The following is a 17,799-nucleotide window of genomic DNA, read 5'->3' on the forward strand; positions in this document are numbered from 1 at the left end:
ACTAACGAAATTGAATAATGCTCGATTTGACAACAGAAATTTGAATATAATTGTTTACTCAAACAACATTTCAAAAACGAGATAGTGTTTGATACCAAATGCTTTTCCCCAGTTTTCAATATCTTTTCCGCTACTTTCTACCGCACACCAATACTTATTTCCGTTTTTTTCATACGGTAACATATAAGCGAGTAGGTAAAACTTTTCTCCATATTTAATTTCACTTCCTAAAGTTTTAGCTACATTTCGCAAACTATAGTCATCGGATGCTATGGCATTAAACTTTCGCATCATTGAAAACCTTGGAAACTTAAAATTCATTTTGAGTTTGTTATCAGTCGTGAGTTTTGAAATAATGGTAAGCTTGAAAACAGAATCATTTACTTTTTTAAGTTGATCAAATGGCGCTTCTTTACTATCTACAATAACACTTTCTCTTTTCAGCTTTCCATCCCAAATCTCTTTTACGGTGAATTTATATGTCTTACTTGCTAATTCTTTTCCTGTAAAATTTAGCTTTAAATATTCAATCCCTTCAAAATTTAAAATATCTCTAATTTCAGAGCTTTGAATAGTATCATCTGAAGTAAGTTGTATTAGACTTTTTGGTTGTGATTGGGAATACGATATAGCAGAAAACAAAGCATATAATGTCGTTAAAAAAAGTGATTTCATCTCGTTGGTATTTTAGGAGTTCGTAGCTTTAACTCCAAACTTACCCTTATTTTTCCAACGAGAATCTACCAATGAGTTGATTGTATTTCTCAATTCGTAAAGTAGCTTTTTGAGTGAGTGAAAACCTTGTAAACACTAGACTTTGAGAAGCCTAAAATTTTATCAAGATGTTTTGTCTACTTTATCAAGATAAAATATTTTTTTGTCTTGATGTTTTTGAAGTGTTGTCTAGATAATTTGTTTGTGCCTTAAAATTCCAAGTTTGTTTGATCATTTATAGTAAAACCAATTTCTTTAAATTTCATTCGAAGTGCATCAGTATTTGTCAATTCTTTTTTGGGAATAAAAAATAAATCGTCTGTAGATATTTTTAAAAAGAAATAATCTTTTGTTTCATCAATTTTTTTAATCTCTGAAGTCTTTATTTTCCCTTCTCCAATGGTGTTTTTGATGATAATTGAATCAGCAGATATTTCCATGTGTTCTGTTTGACCAAAACGTTTTGAATGTGTATTCCTCACATGTTTTTGATAATGCTTTTTATAACGCCAATTAAAGTATTTTGGATAGTATAATACTGTTATAAGGGTTACTAATCCTGCACTTATAGACATAGAACTTTCTTGCTTCATCAAAAAATAAAAAGAAATCACAGCAAACGTAATTGTCAACAATATCCACCCTTTTTTTCTCTTCTTTTTGATGATCTCTGATTTTGAAAAGATAAACAGATACAAAGCAACAAAGTCGTGTTCGTGTATTTTATAGGTAATGGTCATTTTTAATTCAATTACTCAATTGGGATTAGTTTCTAAAACTCCACTGTTTATAAGTTGTCATTGCTTCTAACTTGTTTTCTTTAGCATCATCTAATGCAGGAAAGAAGTCAATTCCTGTGCGTTTTTCTAGTTCGTCTACTGAGACTACAAATTCATATAAAGGTTTGTTTGAAGCTTCGTGCGGCACTAGAAATGCTATGATTTTTGTATTTCCACCTGCATTATCTAACAAAATCTTATAAAAGTACTTTGGCACTGCCACATCTTCGCTTCCAATGGTTTTGAGATTGTTTTCTAAAATTCCACCTGTTACGACATACACACCATCATATTTTTTTGCCCAATAGCGAACTTTTTGTTCCAATCGGTTCCAAACACCTGCGTTAAATTGATGTTCTTGTGGTGAAATATTACTGGTTAAAAAGGTTTCCGTAAAAGCCGCTTTGCTATATTTTCTATCGGCTGCAGGACACAAATGCCCACGATCATAGCCTGATTTCTTGTAGTTTCTCCAATGTGCAGATTCCGTTTTTACAGCATTGTCTTGCTCAAAATACGGACGTTTGAAGTCCGTGTATACAATTTGATTCTTTTTCAATTCGTATGCAACCCATTCTGCCTGTTCAAAATCTTCATCATACGATAGCGAATATCCTTCATGATGTACTATTTGTCCTGTGGTTGAACTTGGTAGATAGTACTTATTTGTTAATGATTTTGGCTTACTATCTGTAGTCTGCTTTTTAGTACCGTGTACCTCAACATTTGGATTGTAAGAGGTTCCTTTTAGATCATCTCCATACTTTTCATAAATGGTTACTGCAGCTCCAATTAGCAATACTAAAATAAGATATACTTTATTTCTTTTCAATGGTTAGTTTTTTGTATTTTGTTTATGTGTTTATGTGTTTATGTGTTTATGTGTTTATGTGTTTATGTGTTTATGTGTTTATGTGTTTATGTGAAATTAATTCTTCACATCTAAAGCATCGCGCAAAGCATTTCCGACTAACATAAACGCCATTACTAAACTCATAATGGCAATTCCTGGAATGATCGCTAAGTATGGTTTTCCTAAGATGATATAACTGTAATGATCTTTAATCATTGCGCCCCAACTTGGCATTGGTGGTTGTGCTCCAATTCCTAAAAAGCTCAATCCGCTTTCTATTAAAATAGCTGCTGCAAAGTTGGCTGCCGATATTACAATTACTGGCGCCATAATGTTTGGCAATATATGTTTTACAATGATTCTGAAGTCATGATATCCCAACGCACGTGCCGCCGTTACATATTGCATGCGTTTGACACTGAGTACTTGTCCACGCACAATTCTAGCAACTTCTACCCACATCGTCAATCCTACGGCTACAAATACTTGCCAAAAGCCTTTTCCTAGCGTAAGCGTGATTGCGATTACTAAAAGTAAGGTAGGAATGGACCATGTTACATTGATAATCCACATGATAATGGCATCTGTTCTTCCTTCAAAATATCCTGCCAATGCGCCTAGCGTAATTCCTATAAGTAACGAAATAAATACCGCTACAAATCCTATGGTAAATGAAATTCGCATCCCAACCAACATTCTACTCAATACATCTCTACCATATTTATCGGTTCCTAAACGAAAGGTTTTTTGTTGTATAAATTGCGCAGGCACTTCGCTTGCTTGTGTTATTGTTGGAAACGAGTTTAAGGGAATTTCTTTTTCAATTCCCGTAATGGCTTCATCTGTATATTCTGTAATGAACAGTTTGTTGTTCGCTGTTCTATAATTCGTAATTGGAATTTCGGTTGCGGCATTTTCTTTCCCAAAGAAAAGGGTATTGATAAAACTTTCTTCTTTTTTTTCTGCGGAAGGAATCGTCAGCATTTGCACAGAAAATCCTGGCTTTTTTGAATGAATCGACAAATGCATTTGGTTTGCATTCTTCGTATCATCTGGTGTAAAGACATAAGCAAACACCACAATAAAAGCACAGAGTACAATAAAGCTAAAACTCAAAACGCCCCAAAAATTCTTTTTGAATTTCTGGAGCGCTAATTTTGTTAGTGAATTTGAGTTTTGACTCATTTATTTCTTTTATGTTAGCCTTTTACAACGGCTCTTTTCTTCTTTTTTATGTTGTTGATTTGAATGTCACCTAATACATTGATGGCTTCTTCTACATATACATCTTTCGCTAAATCTTCATGCCAAGCTTGTCTTTTTCCTTGTAAAGTAGAATCTTTTTTCATTAATAATTCTTCATAAGGCAATGACGTAAATACTAAACTTGTGTCATAATCAGAGATTGCTTTGAAACGTTTTGCATATTCTTCATCAGCATCTGCTTCTTTTTTGTATTCAACATAGTTTAGCGGATATTCATTATCATCACGACGTTTCTTAATCCACTTTGCATTTTCTTCAATCAACTTCAATTGCGCATTGTTTGCCATACGCTCTTTACTTTTGCTGATTGTTTTTTCATAGTCAATATATCCATCCCAAAGATCGTAAGAAGCTGGATCAATTTGATCCCAAGGTAATGGATTTTCTTGATCTTTTTCTCCTACATCAATAAAACTATATTTATCAACCACAACTACATCACTTTTTACACCTTCCAATTGTGTCGATCCACCATTGATTCTGTAAAACTTTTGTGTTGTTAGTTTTAATGCACCTATATTTCTGTCGCCACCGTGAACAAATCTGTTTAAGTCTACAATATTTTGAACTGTTCCTTTTCCGTACGTTTGCTTACTTCCAATTACAATAGCTCTTTTATAATCTTGTAAAGCCGCTGCTAAAATTTCTGAAGCAGATGCCGAAAGTTCATTTACTAAGATTACCAAAGGTCCATCCCATTGAATACGACTGTCTTCATCTTTTAGCACTTCTCTTCCATCTACCGAACTTTTTACCTGAACAATTGGTCCGTCTTTGATAAAGAATCCTGCCATATCTACTACAGTTTTTAAAGATCCACCACCATTATTTCTAAGATCTAATACCAAGCCTTCCATGCCTTGATCTTTTAAACGCTCAATTTCTTTTTTCACGTCACTTGCAGCATTACGCTTGTTATAATCTTCAAAATTTACATAGAACTTAGGCAAGTTGATAATTCCGAACGTACGTTGTCCTTTTTTAACAACAGCCGATTTTGCATAGGTTTCTTCAATCTCTACTAAATCTCTTTTGATCGTAATGATATCAATAGAACCATCTACTTTTTTCATTGTCAAGGTTACTTTTGTCCCTTTTGGTCCTTTGATCAATTTTACAGCATCATCCAAACGCATTCCTACAATGTCAACTGGCTCTTCTCCTTCTTGTGCTACTTTTAAAATAACATCTCCTGCTTCTATTTTTTTGCTTCTCCAAGCTGGTCCACCTGAAATTACTTCAAATATTTTAGCACCTTCAGTACGTTTTTGTAAACGTGCTCCAATTCCTTCTAAGGTTCCAGACATGTTCATATCAAAACGATCTTTGTCTTGTGGTGCTAAGTAAGAAGTGTGCGGGTCAAATTCTTCTACAATTGCATTGACATAGATACTGAACCAATCTTTACGTTCTAAATCGTCCATTAAGTCAAAAAACTCAACATATGTTTTCGATGTAGATTCGCGCGCTTCTTTTTCTAACTCAACATCTCCTTTGATTGCATAAGCAGCATCGTCTTTCTTTTTATTCTTCTCAACTTCAAGTTTGATATCATAGTTTGCGAGCGTAGAAAATTTTAATTCTTTTCTCCAACGTTCTTTCAATGTAGAAATATCTTTGGCAAACGTTAGTTTTTCATAATCTCTATCGATGGTTTCATTCTTGGTGAAATCAAATGGATTTTTTAATAATTCTTCTTGAAACTTTTTTGATTCATTCATTCGCTTCATCAAACGTTCGTATACCAAACTAAAGAATTCTACACCTGGCTCTCTGATTTCGTCATCAATTTTGTTTTTATACGCACTAAACTCTTCAAGGTCTGATGCTAAGAAATAACGCTTCATCGGATCAATTGCATCGATAAAGTCGTTGTATACATTCTCAGAAAAGTCATCATTAATATCTTGAGGATCAAAGTGCCATCTACTTAACACATAGGAAATTAAATCTACCAATGTTTTATCTTGTCCTGGATCGTCAAAAGATTTTTTTGCAAAACCACAAGACACCATTGCAAAGACCAATAGTGCTACTAAATATATTCTGTTCCTTCTCATAAAAGCTCTAATTTTCACAGATTTAAATTTTTTCATTTTCATAATTCAGTATAAAATTGGGGTTCAATTTCTTCATAAAAGAAGTCCTTATACTGATAACATTAATTTTCTACTAAAATAAAGAAAAAATTATGCCGTTTTTTAACAATGTTACTAATTTTTTGTTAAAGACAAAACCATATGCAATTAAACGGTAAATTGTGTACTTTAGCAACTTAAAATGAAGTACTTTTTTTATGGATGAAAAACCTTTGATTTTAGTAACCAACGATGATGGTATTACAGCGCCTGGATTGCGCGCATTGATTGACGTCATGAACGAATTGGGAGATGTTATTGTTGTTGCTCCAGACAGTCCACAAAGTGGAATGGGACATGCAATTACTGTAAATTCTACAATTTATTGCAATGCCATTACTATTGATGATGGTCCGCAAATTGAATATTCAAGCTCGGGAACACCTGTAGATTGTGTAAAACTTGCCGTGAATGAAATTTTGAATAAGAAGCCAGATATCTGTGTTTCTGGAATTAATCACGGATCAAATGCTTCTATTAATGTAATTTATTCAGGTACCATGAGTGCTGCGGTGGAAGCTGGTGTGGAAGGAATTCCTGCCATTGGCTTTTCTTTGTTAGATTATGATTGGGAAGCTAATTTTGACGCGACTAAAGAGTATGTAAAGAAGATTACACAAAAAGTATTGAACAACGGATTGCCAGAAGGTGTTGTACTTAATGTGAATTTCCCGAAGTTGAAAGCTAAAGAAATTAAAGGAATTCGTATTTGCAGACAAGCCAAAGCACGTTGGAAAGAAGATTTTGACAAACGTACCAATCCGCATGGAAAGCAATATTATTGGCTTTCAGGCAGTTTTATCAATCAAGATAAAGGAGAAGATACAGACGAATGGGCTTTAGCAAATGGCTATGTTTCTATAGTTCCTGTTCAGTTTGATTTAACGGCACATCACGCGATACAAAAACTTAATAGCTTAGAATTCAATGAAAAATAATAATAAAAAGGTTATTGTAGGTGCCCTTGTTGGACTTTGCACTACGATCGTAGGGACATTTTTATATTTGATATTTGTTTCATATCAACGAAATGCTTCTTTGGGCGCCGTTTGGGATTTTGCTATGAATGGAAGTGAGATTAGTTCTGTAGTTGTTTTTGGAACTGCGTTGAATTTTGCTGCCTTTTTTGGTTTCTTACGATACAATAAAGAATCACACGCAAAAGGTGTATTGATTATTACTATTGTCACTGGAATTGCAGTATTGATCCATAAATTACTCGCATAAACACACCCATGAAGTACTATATTGTTGCAGGAGAAGCGTCTGGAGATTTACATGGTTCTAATTTAATGAAAGCTATTGTAAAGGAAGATCCTACCGCCGATATTCGGTTTTGGGGCGGCGATTTGATGCAAGAAGTTGGCGGTACTTTGGTGATGCATTATAAAGAACGTGCCTTTATGGGATTCATTGAAATTATTATGAATCTGCGTAAAATTTTGGGTATGATTTCTTTTTGCAAGAAAGATATTGCGGAGTTTCAACCTGATGTGGTCATTTTTATTGATAATTCAGGATTTAATCTTCGTGTGGCAAAATGGGCAAAAGCAGCAGGTTTTAGAACCAATTATTATATTTCTCCTCAAGTTTGGGCAAGTAGAGCTAGTAGAGTTCAAAAGATTAAGCGCGATGTTGATGCCATGTACGTGATTCTTCCTTTTGAGAAAGATTTTTATAAAAAGTATGACTACGATGTGCATTTTGTTGGTCATCCGTTGCTAGACGCGATTGCCGATAGAAAACCTGTAGATGATACACAATTTAAAAAAGCACACGGACTTGACGAAAGACCTATTATTGCTTTGTTGCCAGGAAGTAGAAAGCAAGAAATCACCAAAATGCTTTCCGTGATGCTCTCGGTTGTGAATGATTTTCCAGCATATCAATTTGTGATTGCAGGCGCGCCGAGTCAGGAAAAATCATTTTACGATCAATTTATCAGTGATAAAAATGTTCAGTTTATCAGTAACAAAACCTATGATATATTGAGTGTTGCTACAGCTGCATTGGTGACTTCTGGAACGGCTACTTTAGAAACTGCTTTGTACAAAATACCGCAAGTGGTTTGTTATAAAGCCAATAATATTTCGTATCAAATCGCAAAACGTATTATCACCTTAGAGTATATTTCGTTGGTCAATTTAATTATGGATCGAGAAGTTGTGAAAGAATTGATACAGCATGACTTCACTACGAAAAATCTTAAAAAAGAATTGACGCGTATTTTAGACGATAACGAACGCACACAATTGTTTGAAGATTATTACGATTTAGAACAAAAATTAGGCGGAAAAGGCGCTAGTAGAAATGCTGCAAAATTGATTTGTGGCGCTATTGAGAAGTAGTATTTAAATTTTACCTAAAACTAATTTGAATCCCAATAGATTCAAACCATGAATTAGCAAAGCCATAATAGTAATGCGTGAAATCGTTCTTTGCTATTGATTTAGTAAAAGTTAATATTTACTCGAGACTCGAAAATCATCCACAAAGTTCCTACGATACTAATTAAAATTCCCAAAACACCCGTAACTATCATCAGCTTCCCTATTAATACTAGTATTCGGTTTATTTCATTTGATTTGCCTTTATTTTCATTAAATGCTGTTCTGGAATTACTTTTACCCAAAGATGTAAATCCATATTTAATTGCCTTGAAAAGTTCACTAAAAAAATCTCCATATTCAATTTCTTTTTCTGCTTGGTAGTCGTCTCGAATAAATGAAAACGAACTTTTGAAGTATTCAATTAATTGTCTATGTCTAATTAATAAAATTCCGGTCAATATGGTTATCCCAAAACCTATGATTGCTATAAAAAGTTTGATAATCGCTAATATTCCCATTCAGTTTTATTTTTTGTTAATGTATATAACAGAAAATTCTGTTATTTCCACTTTCGCCAAACCTATGTTATTCATATAAGTTTCGTAAAAAATTAAAGCTAAGGCTATTTTATTTAATGTCAAAAAGTAATGTAAGTTTTTACATCAAATTAGAGTTTCATTGCGTTTACAACTTATCGAATTTATACGGATGCCTTTTATTTTTTTAAATCCCTTTCATATTCTAAATACTTAGATTTTGTTATTTTAGCAAAAAAGCTCCTTATATGATTCGTAAACTACTGTTACTTTCCCTTGCTATTTTTGTAGTTTCTTGTGGTTCTTCTAAAAAAGCATCTTCCTCAAGAACAAAATCGACCAGAGTCGTAAATAAAACTACCAAAACACGAAATACTTCTAAGACTACCCAAAAAACTTCTGGCACGAAAGCTTCTACCAAAGCAACTGCTATTGTAAAAACAGCCATGAAGTACAAAGGAACACGGTATAAGTTTGGTGGAACAACACGCAAAGGAATGGATTGTTCTGGATTGACATATATTGCTTTTGGAGCACATGAAGTAAAGTTACCAAGAGTTTCCTACCAACAAGCTACCAAAGGAAAACGCATTAAATTAAGTACAGTAAAAAAAGGAGATTTACTGTTTTTCCAGACGAATAAGAATCGAAAACGCATCAATCATGTTGGTTTAGTCGTTTCTCACAAAAGTGGCGTTATTAAGTTTATACATTCTACCAGTTCTAAAGGCGTATTGATTTCTTCCTTGGATGAACGTTATTGGAAAAATGCGTTTACTGAGGCGAGAAGGGTTCTTTAGGTTTTGGGTGTTTGGTGTTTGGTCTTTGGTGTTTGGTGTTTGGTGTTAGAAACTACCTTTTTCAGAGTACTAAACTTATAGACCATTAAACTTTTAAACTCCGTTTTTTGTTAATTTGTTTTTTTGTGGATTTGTTAATTTGTTTGCTTCGCTTTTATTTGTTAGACTTTTAAAAACTGTATTTTTTCGAAGTACTTCTCGATACAACGAATCATAGATTCGCCACTCGAAGTGACGTTTGGCACACGAAACGATAAACTTATAAACTCCGTTTTTTGTTAATTTGTTTTTTTGTTTGTTAGATTTTTAGAAACTGTATTTTTTCGAAGTACTTCTCGATACAACGAATCATAGATTCGCCACTCGAAGTGACGTTTGGCATACAAAACGATAAACTCCTAAACATATAAACTAATAAGCTCCGTTTTTGTGGATTTACTAATTTGTTTGTTTTACTATTAGAAACCTAGTTCACTATAATTTTCTTCGTGAATTGCGTTGTATCTGAGTTTAATTTCAAGAAATAAATACCACTTTTTAAGCTCGAAATATTCAATTCTATTTGTTCACCTTCTGTGCTCTTGTTTAGTGTTTGTTTTCCGTGAATGTCTACTAATTGAAGATTCATCACTTCACTTTGATCAAGTTTTATATATAAAATGTCCGTTACTGGATTTGGATATATCTTTATTTGAGTTTCCAACAGTTCGTTCACCGAAAGTGGTTCTATAAATTCTGTTAGAAAGTTGTTTGTAATCACAGGTGCATTAAAGTCAAAATAAATGCCAGCTTGTGCCGGAATGATATCTCCAATAGCATAACCCGCTTTTGGTTTTATTTTAAAATGTACAAAACCATTGCTTCCTTCAGCATCAAACATTTCTGCTGGCAGATTGATATCGTCAAAATTCCAAATCAATTCGTCATTAGTACGTCGCACTTGATATGCATGACTCGAAGCGATCATTTGAAAGGTAGTTTCATCTACTTGCGTATTGAGTGTTTCTTCTATACGAACATTGATGGCTTCTGCCGTTCCTAAATTTTGGAATCGGATGGTATAATAGAGATAATCTTCCGAAGTAAAATCTGGATGAATTATTTCTGGTCCGCGCGATTCAATGATATCATTTGGATCCCAAGAACCCACTACGGTTTCTGTTAATGAAGACATATTATTTGTCAATACAATATCATTCATATCTGTTGTATACGTAGCGGTATTCGTTACCAATTCGCCCAAAGGCACACTTGCAGGACATAATAATTCAAAAGTAATACTTTCATCTTCAAAAGCTTCTAAATTCACAAAATCGACCATAAAACCTGTAGCCGTGCTTGTAACTATGTAATTCGGATTGATGCCTGTAACACCATTAAATACTAACTGATCGTCAATAACCACTTCAATAGTTCCTGATGCAATTGCTGATGCAGATCTATTTCTGAGAAATACTCTATTGGTATGCGTAAATCCAGGACGCGGCGGCGATGCATCATTAACTAAAGAAACGGCTAGGTCTTCACACGGTTGCTGTACTGTAATTGGAAAATCGACAATAACTACTTCTCCAGCGGCTACACTTATGTCATTTATATTAGTCGTCGTTATGTTGTAACAATTTATATAATCATCCCATAAGCTAAAAGTCAAGTCATACGTATTAGAAGCATTATAACTATAAATATTCAAATTTGAATTCCCCACTCTTGTTTCTATAGTTCCATTTATATTGGCTTCATACGTAACATATCCAGACGAAAAAAATGATTCTCCATCGTCATAAGTGGCGTTGTTATTATCATCCAAAAAACTTCTTACATTGATACTTCCAAATTGACCTACATCAACACATGAAACCACAAAAAGCCACCGCACTAGTCCGTCTGAATTACATGAAACCGCTCCATTAGACGACGCTTGAATTGTAACTTCATTAGCTGTAGATTCAAATGTCAACCCACTAAGATCGCCATTATTTCCTATGCCTTCATATAATAATGTAGTAGCATTATCTGAATCATACAACCGTAGTGTATCAAAATTTGTATCAACCGTACCTTCTATAAATTCGACTCTTAACGTATAACCATTAGTATTTCGAAATGTAAACTTTGTTTCATCATTATCCGTATAACAATAGGAGGTATATACAGGAGGATCTGCACAACCTACTTCAATATAATTAATCACTTCCAACTGAAAGCTAGTAATTGCAGCGCAATTTGTAGTGATATATGCTGCTCGCATGTATATAAATTGCGGATTTGTTGTGTTTTGAAAGTTTGTTGGATTTACTATTGGATTCGAATTTGTTTCTGCATCTGACTGCGTTGCATAAAACGTAACTGTAATTTCTGAATTGGCACTAATATGCTGTGGAATTTTTGTAGTGAGGTCAAAATCTGCAAAACCAGTTCCTGTAAGATCTTCTATGATATACAATGATATGGAACCAATATTCGGAATTGGGTTTATGGTTACAACAACTGTATCCGCAGAAGGCATTCCATTAATCAAAGCCGTAGCTTCATACAAACCACTTTCTGTTACTAATAAAGTCGCGTTTGTTTCATTGACTAGTATTTGTCCATCTTTTGCCCATTGATACGATGATGCATCTTGTGTGGTTGCATCTAAAATAACTGTGTCACCTGCGCAGGTTGTAATATCATCACCTAAATCTACTTGAGAAAAGCATACAGTTGTACATGTGATAAAAATAATGAGTGCGAGTTGTACTATTTTTTTCATTTGGTTGGTAGGTTTGGTGTTAGGTGTTTGGTGTTTGGTGTTTGGTGTTAGAAACTACATTTTTTCGAAGTACTTCTCGATACAACGAATCATAGATTCGCCACTCGAAGTGACGTTCGGCATACAAAACGATAAACTCCTAAACTTATGAACTTCGTTTTTTGTTAATTCGTTTTTTTGTGGATTTGTTAATTTGTTTGCTTCTCTTGTTTTACTGTTAGAAACCTAGTTCACTATAATTTTCTTCGTGAATTGCGTTGTATTTGAGTTTAATTTCAAGAAATAAATACCACTTTTTAAGCTCGAAACATTCAATTCTATTTGTTCACCTTCTGTGCTCTTGTTTAGTGTTTGTTTTCCGTGAATGTCTACTAATTGAAGATTCATCACTTCACTTTTGTTAAGCTTTATATATAAGATGTCCGTTACTGGATTTGGATATATTTTTATTTGAGTTTCCAACAGTTCGTTCACCGAAAGTGGCTCTATAAATTCTGTTAGAAAGTTGTTTGTAATCACAGGAGCATTAAAGTCAAAATAGATGCCAGCTTGTGCAGGAATGATGTCTCCAATAGCATAACCCGCTTTTGGCTTTATTTTAAAATGTACAAAACCATTGCTTCCTTCAGCATCAAACATTTCTGCTGGCAGATTGATATCGTCAAAATTCCAAACCAATTCGTCATTAGTACGTCGCACTTGATATGCATGACTCGAAGCGATCATTTGAAAAGTAGTTTCATCTACTTGCGTATTGAGTGTTTCTTCTATGCGAACATTGATGGCTTCTGCCGTTCCTAAGTTTTGGAATCGGATGGTATAATAGAGATAATCTTCCGAAGTAAAATCTGGATGAATTATTTCTGGTCCACGCGATTCAGTGATATCATTTGGATCCCAAGAACCCACTACGGTTTCTCGCAATACAGAATGATTGTTTTCTAATATTAAATCATTATCAGTTGTAGTATAAGTCGCTGTATTGACTACAATATCACCTAATGGAACCGTTACAGGACAGAATAAATCTATCGTAATAACTTCACTCGCTAAAGGTTCTAAATTCACAAAATCAATCGTAAAACCTGTTGCTGTATTTGTTACTGTATAATTTGGATTGATGCTTGAAACACCATTAAATACTATTTGATCGTCAATTACTACTTCTACAGTTCCGGAAGCAATGGTTGTAAGTGATAAATTGTTTAAGTATAATAAATTATAATGGTCAAACCCAGGTCGTGGTGGCGCTGCAGGGTTTACCAAAACCACTTCCAAATCTTCACAAGGTTGTAATTCTGTGATTGGAAAATACACTGTAATTGATTCGCCAATAGCGACACTTACATCATCAATGGTGGGTGTTGTGATGCTGTAGCAATCGTCATAACCATCAAACAAAGAAAAGCTTAGATCGTAAGAATTATTGGCGTCCGCACTCACTATAAAATAGCTTCCATCTGACGAACCAACATTAATTTCTCCATTATCATTGAGTTCATATAATACATTTCCAAAAGGAAAGAGCACTTCTCCAGTGTCAAACACACCATTATTGTTTTCATCTAAAAAGCTCTGAGTGTTTATAATACCTGATGAATTCCCACCACAAGACGCAGTAAATTGCCATGGCTCAAACGAATTTGTTCCACATGAAATAGAACCATCTGATGTAATTTGTATTGTAAGTTGATCTCCTGTAGACTCAAATATCAATCCTGTAAGATCGCCATTATTCCCATAACCAATGTATAATGCAGTTCCATCTGAGTCATAAACATTCAACTCATCCCAACTGCTTTCTACTTCTCCTGCTAAAAACTCTACCATAACTGGCAAACCATCGGCATTGGTAATTATAAATTGTGTGGAATCATCATTACCATAACAAAATGTGGTGATTCCTGGATCTGTCGAACAATATATGGTTGATTCATTGATTACTTCTAACACAAAACCACTAACACTACTACAACCTGTATTGATATTTTCAACTCGTACAAATATGTTTTGAAGATTTACAAGATTTTGATAGCTTGTAGGGTTTGCAATAGGATTTGTATTGGCTTGTGCATCTGCCGCAGATTCATAAAAAGTAACCGTTAAATCTGTATCTCCATTTGTGATTTCTTGTATTTTAGAAGTAAGGTCAAACGTTGCAGTCGTATTACCATTCGTTCCTTGGATAAAGAAATTTGATATATTTCCAATGATTGGAGCTGGATTAAAACTGATGGTTATCGTATCAGAAGATGGTGAACCGTTAATCATTGCTGTAACTTCATATACTCCTGCTTGTGATGCCGAATATGTAGCAGTTGTTTCATTAGGAATTACTTGTCCATTTACAGACCATTGATACGAAGTTGCGTCTTGTGTTGTTGCATCCAAAATCACGGTTTCGCCTTCACAGGTAGTTATATCGTCGCCTAAATTTACTTGAGAAAATCCTAAAGTCGTAAATGCTATACATAGTAGGATAGCACAGTATATATTTTTTTTCATGGTTGTTGGTTGGTTGTCAGTCTTAAATGTAAGATTTTATTTTCAGTTATTCCTTAAGACTTATCCAATTTAACGTTTCTAGATATACTGATATAGAGGCTTTTTTGTCATTATTTTACGATTTAATAACGCTCACAAAAAAAATATGACGCTTACAAACTTATTTAAAAGCTGGGTTCCTTTTTTAATTACATTGAAGTGTTTTAAAAGATTTATTGACAATGAAGTGGCTCAATTTCACCATTACAAAACTGACATTTTGTTTAATTTTTGGCATTTTAACTGCATATTATAGTACGATTTCTTCGGCCACGAGTTGTCTTATTTTTGGAGCATTATTTCTTTCTTTATGTGTGTTCTTTTGGATCGCTAAAAAACAGTTTATACAAACAATTTATTTTGGAATTGTAGCTTTACTCACCACAGTAAGTTTGGGAATGGTTATTGAAAATTTTCATGAAGAGAAAAACCATACTTCGCATTACAGTCACACACATACCATTGAAAATATACAGTTTCGCATTCACGAAGTTTTAAAGTCCAATGCGTATTATGATCGCTATATTGGCAACGTATTAAGTGTGAATGATTCTGTTGTTTCTGGAAAGATTTTAGTACTTATTCGCAAAGACAGCTTGACCAAAACACTTCCTGTTGACGCAGTTTTGTATACAAAAAAGTCGTTATCAGCCATCAAATCTACTTTGAATCCGACTTCTTTTGATTATAAAGCGTATTTGGAAGATCGTTATGTGTATGCGCAATTATATTTGAAAACGGATGAGTTTTTACTTGCTGAGAATCCTCCGAATACTTTATACGGTTATGCCGCAACACTGCGAAATACAATTCATGAACGTTTGCAAGAACATCATTTTAACGCTGATGCATTGGCCGTTATTGAAGCGCTTTTGCTGGGACAACGCCAGCAGATTTCTAAAGAATTACAAACCAATTATGTCAATGCTGGCGCCATTCATATGTTAGCAATTTCTGGATTGCATGTTGGAATTCTGTTGTTTTTATTGCAATTCCTTTTGAATCCGCTTTGTCGCTTTAAATATGGAAAGTCTTTGAAACTACTTTTGCTCTTGAGTATTTTGTGGAGTTTTGCATTTGTTTCTGGCTTGTCTGCTTCCGTTGTTCGCGCGGTAACTATGTTTACTGCCATTGTCGTTGCCACACATTTTCGACGACAAACGAATACGTTGCAAGTACTGACTGTTTCGATGTTTTTCTTGTTGTTATGCAAACCTCATTTTTTGTTTGATGTTGGTTTTCAGTTGAGTTATGCTGCCGTTTTTTCCATTGTTTGCTTACAGCCTTTATGGAAGAAACTTTGGAATCCGACATCATTTTTGGGAAAATCTTTTTGGGGATTGCTTACCGTAAGTTTGTCAGCTCAGTTAGGAGTTTTGCCATTGAGTTTGTATTATTTTCATCAGTTTCCAGGATTATTTTTTGTGGCGAATTTGACCATTATTCCTGTGCTTGGAATTATTTTAACTTTGGGAATTTTGGTGATTCTCCTTGCTTATTTTCAAATACTACCTGAATTTTTAAGCAGCATTTACAGTGAAATCATTCAGTACATGAATGCGTTTGTTTCTTGGATTGCTTCACACGAACAGTTTGTTTTGACAGATATTCCGATGCGATTGTTACAAATGATTGGTTGTTATCTAGTTTTGATTGCTTTCGCTCAATATATACATCATCCGAAAAGAAGAAGTTTACAGATAGCTTTGTGCTGTGTTTTAATTTGTCAAGGATGTTGGTTTTTAGATCGTTTTCAGGAGTTTCCGACGGAACATACTTTTTCAATTTTTCATCAAAGTAAAGCGACGATTTTGGCACGACAAGAAGGAACCAATTTGCAGTTGTTTCACAATTTGAACGATTCCTCTGTAGCGAAAAATTATACGATCAAACAGCAACTACAGAAAGATTTTATAGAAAATGTTACACAAGATAGTTTGCAAAATGTTTATACGATGAACGATTCGCAGCTTTTACGAATTGATAGTTTAGGAATTTATCAAGTCCCAACATTAAAACCCAAATATGTTTTGTTAAGCAATTCACCTAAAGTCAATTTGAATCGAGTTATAAGCATATTACAACCTGAGTATATTATTGCAGATGGAAGTAATTATAGAAGTTATGTGCAACGTTGGAAGGCGGCTTCTGAAAAACAAAAAATCCCTTTTCACTATACCGGTGAAAAAGGATTTTTCTCTATTTTTTTGGAAAAGTAATATTATCTAAATTTTCAATGAAGGCTTAAGAATCATATAGGAAACTTGTGCTTCTTAACTCATTTTCTGCTTTTTATTTTCGTTTTCTTTGCTTTCCCAAAGAAAAGAAACAAAAGAAAGGGAATTTTTCCAGAGGTATTTCTAGTTTTTTCTCTGAAAAACTAGAACCTCAAGTATTTTTCTAAATTTTCTCCAAGGCTTCAAAAATTTTTAACGAAAAACACTTGTTATACTTCGGGAAAAGATAAAGTTACTTAGCAAAATATCAGGGTTACTACTAGCTTTTGAATTCGTTTACAAATTCTTTTTGATATTTTTCCCAATCTTCTTTTGAAACTACTTCTTTGTATTTGTCTGTTTTGAAAAGTTTCAAATAGATTTCAATTTGTTTTGGTAGTAAGTATCCTGAGATTGGCGCGATTAATTTGAAATCTTCGTCAAAGAATACCATTGTTGGATACGCACGTACGCTTAAGTATCTTGCAAATTGATGCTGTGCATTTCTGCGCTTCTTTTTTGCAGGATCGTAATTTGGATTTGTAAATGTATTTCCTTCATACGTCACACTAGAATCTCCTTCTGCATTGAATTTGATAGCGTAGTAATTTTCATTGATATACTTCGCTACATCTGGATTCCCAAAGGTGTTTTTGTCTAACATTTTACAAGGTCCACACCAAGTTGTATATACATCCATGATGACTTTTCTCGGTTCTTTCTTCATTAGTTCTTGCGCTTCTTCAACAGTAACCCAATTAATTTTTTGGGCATTTACCGTTACAATGCTAACAAGTACAAAGCTTAAAAGTATGATTATTTTTTTCATAGGTTTCTATTTTATATAGTGTCTGTCGCAAACTCCATG

The 17,799-nt window shown here is 34.0% G+C and carries 14 protein-coding genes; 5 read left to right on the plus strand and 9 right to left on the minus strand.

Annotation, left to right across the window (positions count from 1 at the left end; translation table 11 throughout):
* Positions 1-54 precede the first annotated feature (54 nt).
* From Q0845_RS19775 to Q0845_RS19795, 5 genes are all read right to left on the minus strand, one after another.
* Positions 55-675: a hypothetical protein gene (locus tag Q0845_RS19775; protein ID WP_298516914.1), complete on the minus strand. Its 621-nt coding sequence runs from the start codon at positions 673-675 to the stop codon at positions 55-57.
* A gap of 248 nt (positions 676-923) precedes the next feature.
* Positions 924-1,454 (minus strand): YcxB family protein, encoded by a 531-nt coding sequence (locus Q0845_RS19780; RefSeq protein WP_298516915.1) that lies wholly within the window; start codon positions 1,452-1,454, stop codon positions 924-926.
* A 25-nt stretch (positions 1,455-1,479) separates the two neighbouring features.
* Positions 1,480-2,325: a DNA/RNA non-specific endonuclease gene (locus Q0845_RS19785; RefSeq protein ID WP_298516917.1), complete on the minus strand. Its 846-nt coding sequence runs from the start codon at positions 2,323-2,325 to the stop codon at positions 1,480-1,482.
* Between the two features lie 96 nt (positions 2,326-2,421).
* Positions 2,422-3,531: an ABC transporter permease gene (locus Q0845_RS19790; RefSeq protein ID WP_298516919.1), complete on the minus strand. Its 1,110-nt coding sequence runs from the start codon at positions 3,529-3,531 to the stop codon at positions 2,422-2,424.
* 14 nt (positions 3,532-3,545) lie between these two features.
* Positions 3,546-5,714 carry a carboxy terminal-processing peptidase gene (locus tag Q0845_RS19795; RefSeq protein WP_298516921.1) on the minus strand — a complete coding sequence of 723 codons (2,169 nt, stop codon included), beginning with the start codon at positions 5,712-5,714 and terminating at the stop codon, positions 3,546-3,548.
* A gap of 194 nt (positions 5,715-5,908) precedes the next feature.
* Between Q0845_RS19795 and surE the strand changes: the two genes are divergently transcribed.
* The 3 genes from surE to lpxB are packed head-to-tail and all read left to right on the plus strand — an operon-like array spanning position 5,909 to position 8,098.
* A complete protein-coding gene (gene surE, locus Q0845_RS19800; protein WP_298516923.1) occupies positions 5,909-6,688 on the plus strand; it encodes a 5'/3'-nucleotidase SurE in 780 nt (259 codons plus the stop codon).
* Positions 6,678-6,977 carry a hypothetical protein gene (locus tag Q0845_RS19805; protein ID WP_298516925.1) on the plus strand — a complete coding sequence of 100 codons (300 nt, stop codon included), beginning with the start codon at positions 6,678-6,680 and terminating at the stop codon, positions 6,975-6,977. The genes surE and Q0845_RS19805 overlap by 11 nt, the downstream gene beginning before the upstream one ends.
* An 8-nt stretch (positions 6,978-6,985) precedes the next feature.
* Complete coding sequence (gene lpxB, locus Q0845_RS19810; protein ID WP_298516927.1) at positions 6,986-8,098, plus strand: lipid-A-disaccharide synthase; 1,113 nt, start codon at positions 6,986-6,988, stop codon at positions 8,096-8,098.
* Between the two features lie 101 nt (positions 8,099-8,199).
* Here the strand turns inward: lpxB and Q0845_RS19815 are convergent, their stop codons facing one another.
* Positions 8,200-8,598: a hypothetical protein gene (locus Q0845_RS19815; RefSeq protein WP_298516929.1), complete on the minus strand. Its 399-nt coding sequence runs from the start codon at positions 8,596-8,598 to the stop codon at positions 8,200-8,202.
* 266 nt (positions 8,599-8,864) lie between these two features.
* Here Q0845_RS19815 and Q0845_RS19820 point away from each other — a divergent pair, with 266 nt between their 5' ends.
* Positions 8,865-9,416 (plus strand): C40 family peptidase, encoded by a 552-nt coding sequence (locus Q0845_RS19820; RefSeq protein WP_298516931.1) that lies wholly within the window; start codon positions 8,865-8,867, stop codon positions 9,414-9,416.
* A gap of 466 nt (positions 9,417-9,882) precedes the next feature.
* On the opposite strand, the gene Q0845_RS19825 is transcribed toward Q0845_RS19820, so the two are convergent.
* Positions 9,883-12,171, minus strand: coding sequence for a T9SS type A sorting domain-containing protein (locus Q0845_RS19825; protein ID WP_298516933.1), 2,289 nt, complete (start codon positions 12,169-12,171; stop codon positions 9,883-9,885).
* Positions 12,172-12,396: 225 nt separating this feature from the next.
* Positions 12,397-14,676 carry a T9SS type A sorting domain-containing protein gene (locus tag Q0845_RS19830; protein ID WP_298516935.1) on the minus strand — a complete coding sequence of 760 codons (2,280 nt, stop codon included), beginning with the start codon at positions 14,674-14,676 and terminating at the stop codon, positions 12,397-12,399.
* A gap of 221 nt (positions 14,677-14,897) precedes the next feature.
* On the opposite strand from Q0845_RS19830, the gene Q0845_RS19835 reads away from it, so the two are divergent.
* Positions 14,898-16,934, plus strand: a complete 2,037-nt coding sequence (locus Q0845_RS19835; RefSeq protein ID WP_298516937.1) for a ComEC/Rec2 family competence protein — start codon at positions 14,898-14,900, stop codon at positions 16,932-16,934.
* A 277-nt stretch (positions 16,935-17,211) separates the two neighbouring features.
* Here Q0845_RS19835 and Q0845_RS19840 read toward each other — a convergent pair whose 3' ends face one another.
* Complete coding sequence (locus tag Q0845_RS19840; protein WP_298516939.1) at positions 17,212-17,760, minus strand: thioredoxin fold domain-containing protein; 549 nt, start codon at positions 17,758-17,760, stop codon at positions 17,212-17,214.
* Positions 17,761-17,799 lie beyond the last annotated feature (39 nt).

The sequence above is a fragment of the uncultured Kordia sp. genome (genome assembly GCF_947489565.1).
Taxonomy (GTDB): Bacteria; Bacteroidota; Bacteroidia; order Flavobacteriales; family Flavobacteriaceae; genus Kordia.

What these genes read in the sequence shown, in the direction of transcription:
- Q0845_RS19775 (WP_298516914.1), bottom strand. Translation starts at nt 675, where the DNA reads ATGAAATCACTTTTTTTAACGACATTATATGCTTTGTTTTCTGCTATA.
- Q0845_RS19780 (WP_298516915.1), bottom strand. Translation starts at nt 1,454, where the DNA reads ATGACCATTACCTATAAAATACACGAACACGACTTTGTTGCTTTGTAT.
- Q0845_RS19790 (WP_298516919.1), bottom strand. Translation starts at nt 3,531, where the DNA reads ATGAGTCAAAACTCAAATTCACTAACAAAATTAGCGCTCCAGAAATTC.
- Q0845_RS19795 (WP_298516921.1), bottom strand. Translation starts at nt 5,714, where the DNA reads ATGAAAATGAAAAAATTTAAATCTGTGAAAATTAGAGCTTTTATGAGA.
- surE (WP_298516923.1), top strand. Translation starts at nt 5,909, where the DNA reads ATGGATGAAAAACCTTTGATTTTAGTAACCAACGATGATGGTATTACA.
- Q0845_RS19805 (WP_298516925.1), top strand. Translation starts at nt 6,678, where the DNA reads ATGAAAAATAATAATAAAAAGGTTATTGTAGGTGCCCTTGTTGGACTT.
- lpxB (WP_298516927.1), top strand. Translation starts at nt 6,986, where the DNA reads ATGAAGTACTATATTGTTGCAGGAGAAGCGTCTGGAGATTTACATGGT.
- Q0845_RS19815 (WP_298516929.1), bottom strand. Translation starts at nt 8,598, where the DNA reads ATGGGAATATTAGCGATTATCAAACTTTTTATAGCAATCATAGGTTTT.
- Q0845_RS19820 (WP_298516931.1), top strand. Translation starts at nt 8,865, where the DNA reads ATGATTCGTAAACTACTGTTACTTTCCCTTGCTATTTTTGTAGTTTCT.
- Q0845_RS19825 (WP_298516933.1), bottom strand. Translation starts at nt 12,171, where the DNA reads ATGAAAAAAATAGTACAACTCGCACTCATTATTTTTATCACATGTACA.
- Q0845_RS19830 (WP_298516935.1), bottom strand. Translation starts at nt 14,676, where the DNA reads ATGAAAAAAAATATATACTGTGCTATCCTACTATGTATAGCATTTACG.
- Q0845_RS19835 (WP_298516937.1), top strand. Translation starts at nt 14,898, where the DNA reads ATGAAGTGGCTCAATTTCACCATTACAAAACTGACATTTTGTTTAATT.
- Q0845_RS19840 (WP_298516939.1), bottom strand. Translation starts at nt 17,760, where the DNA reads ATGAAAAAAATAATCATACTTTTAAGCTTTGTACTTGTTAGCATTGTA.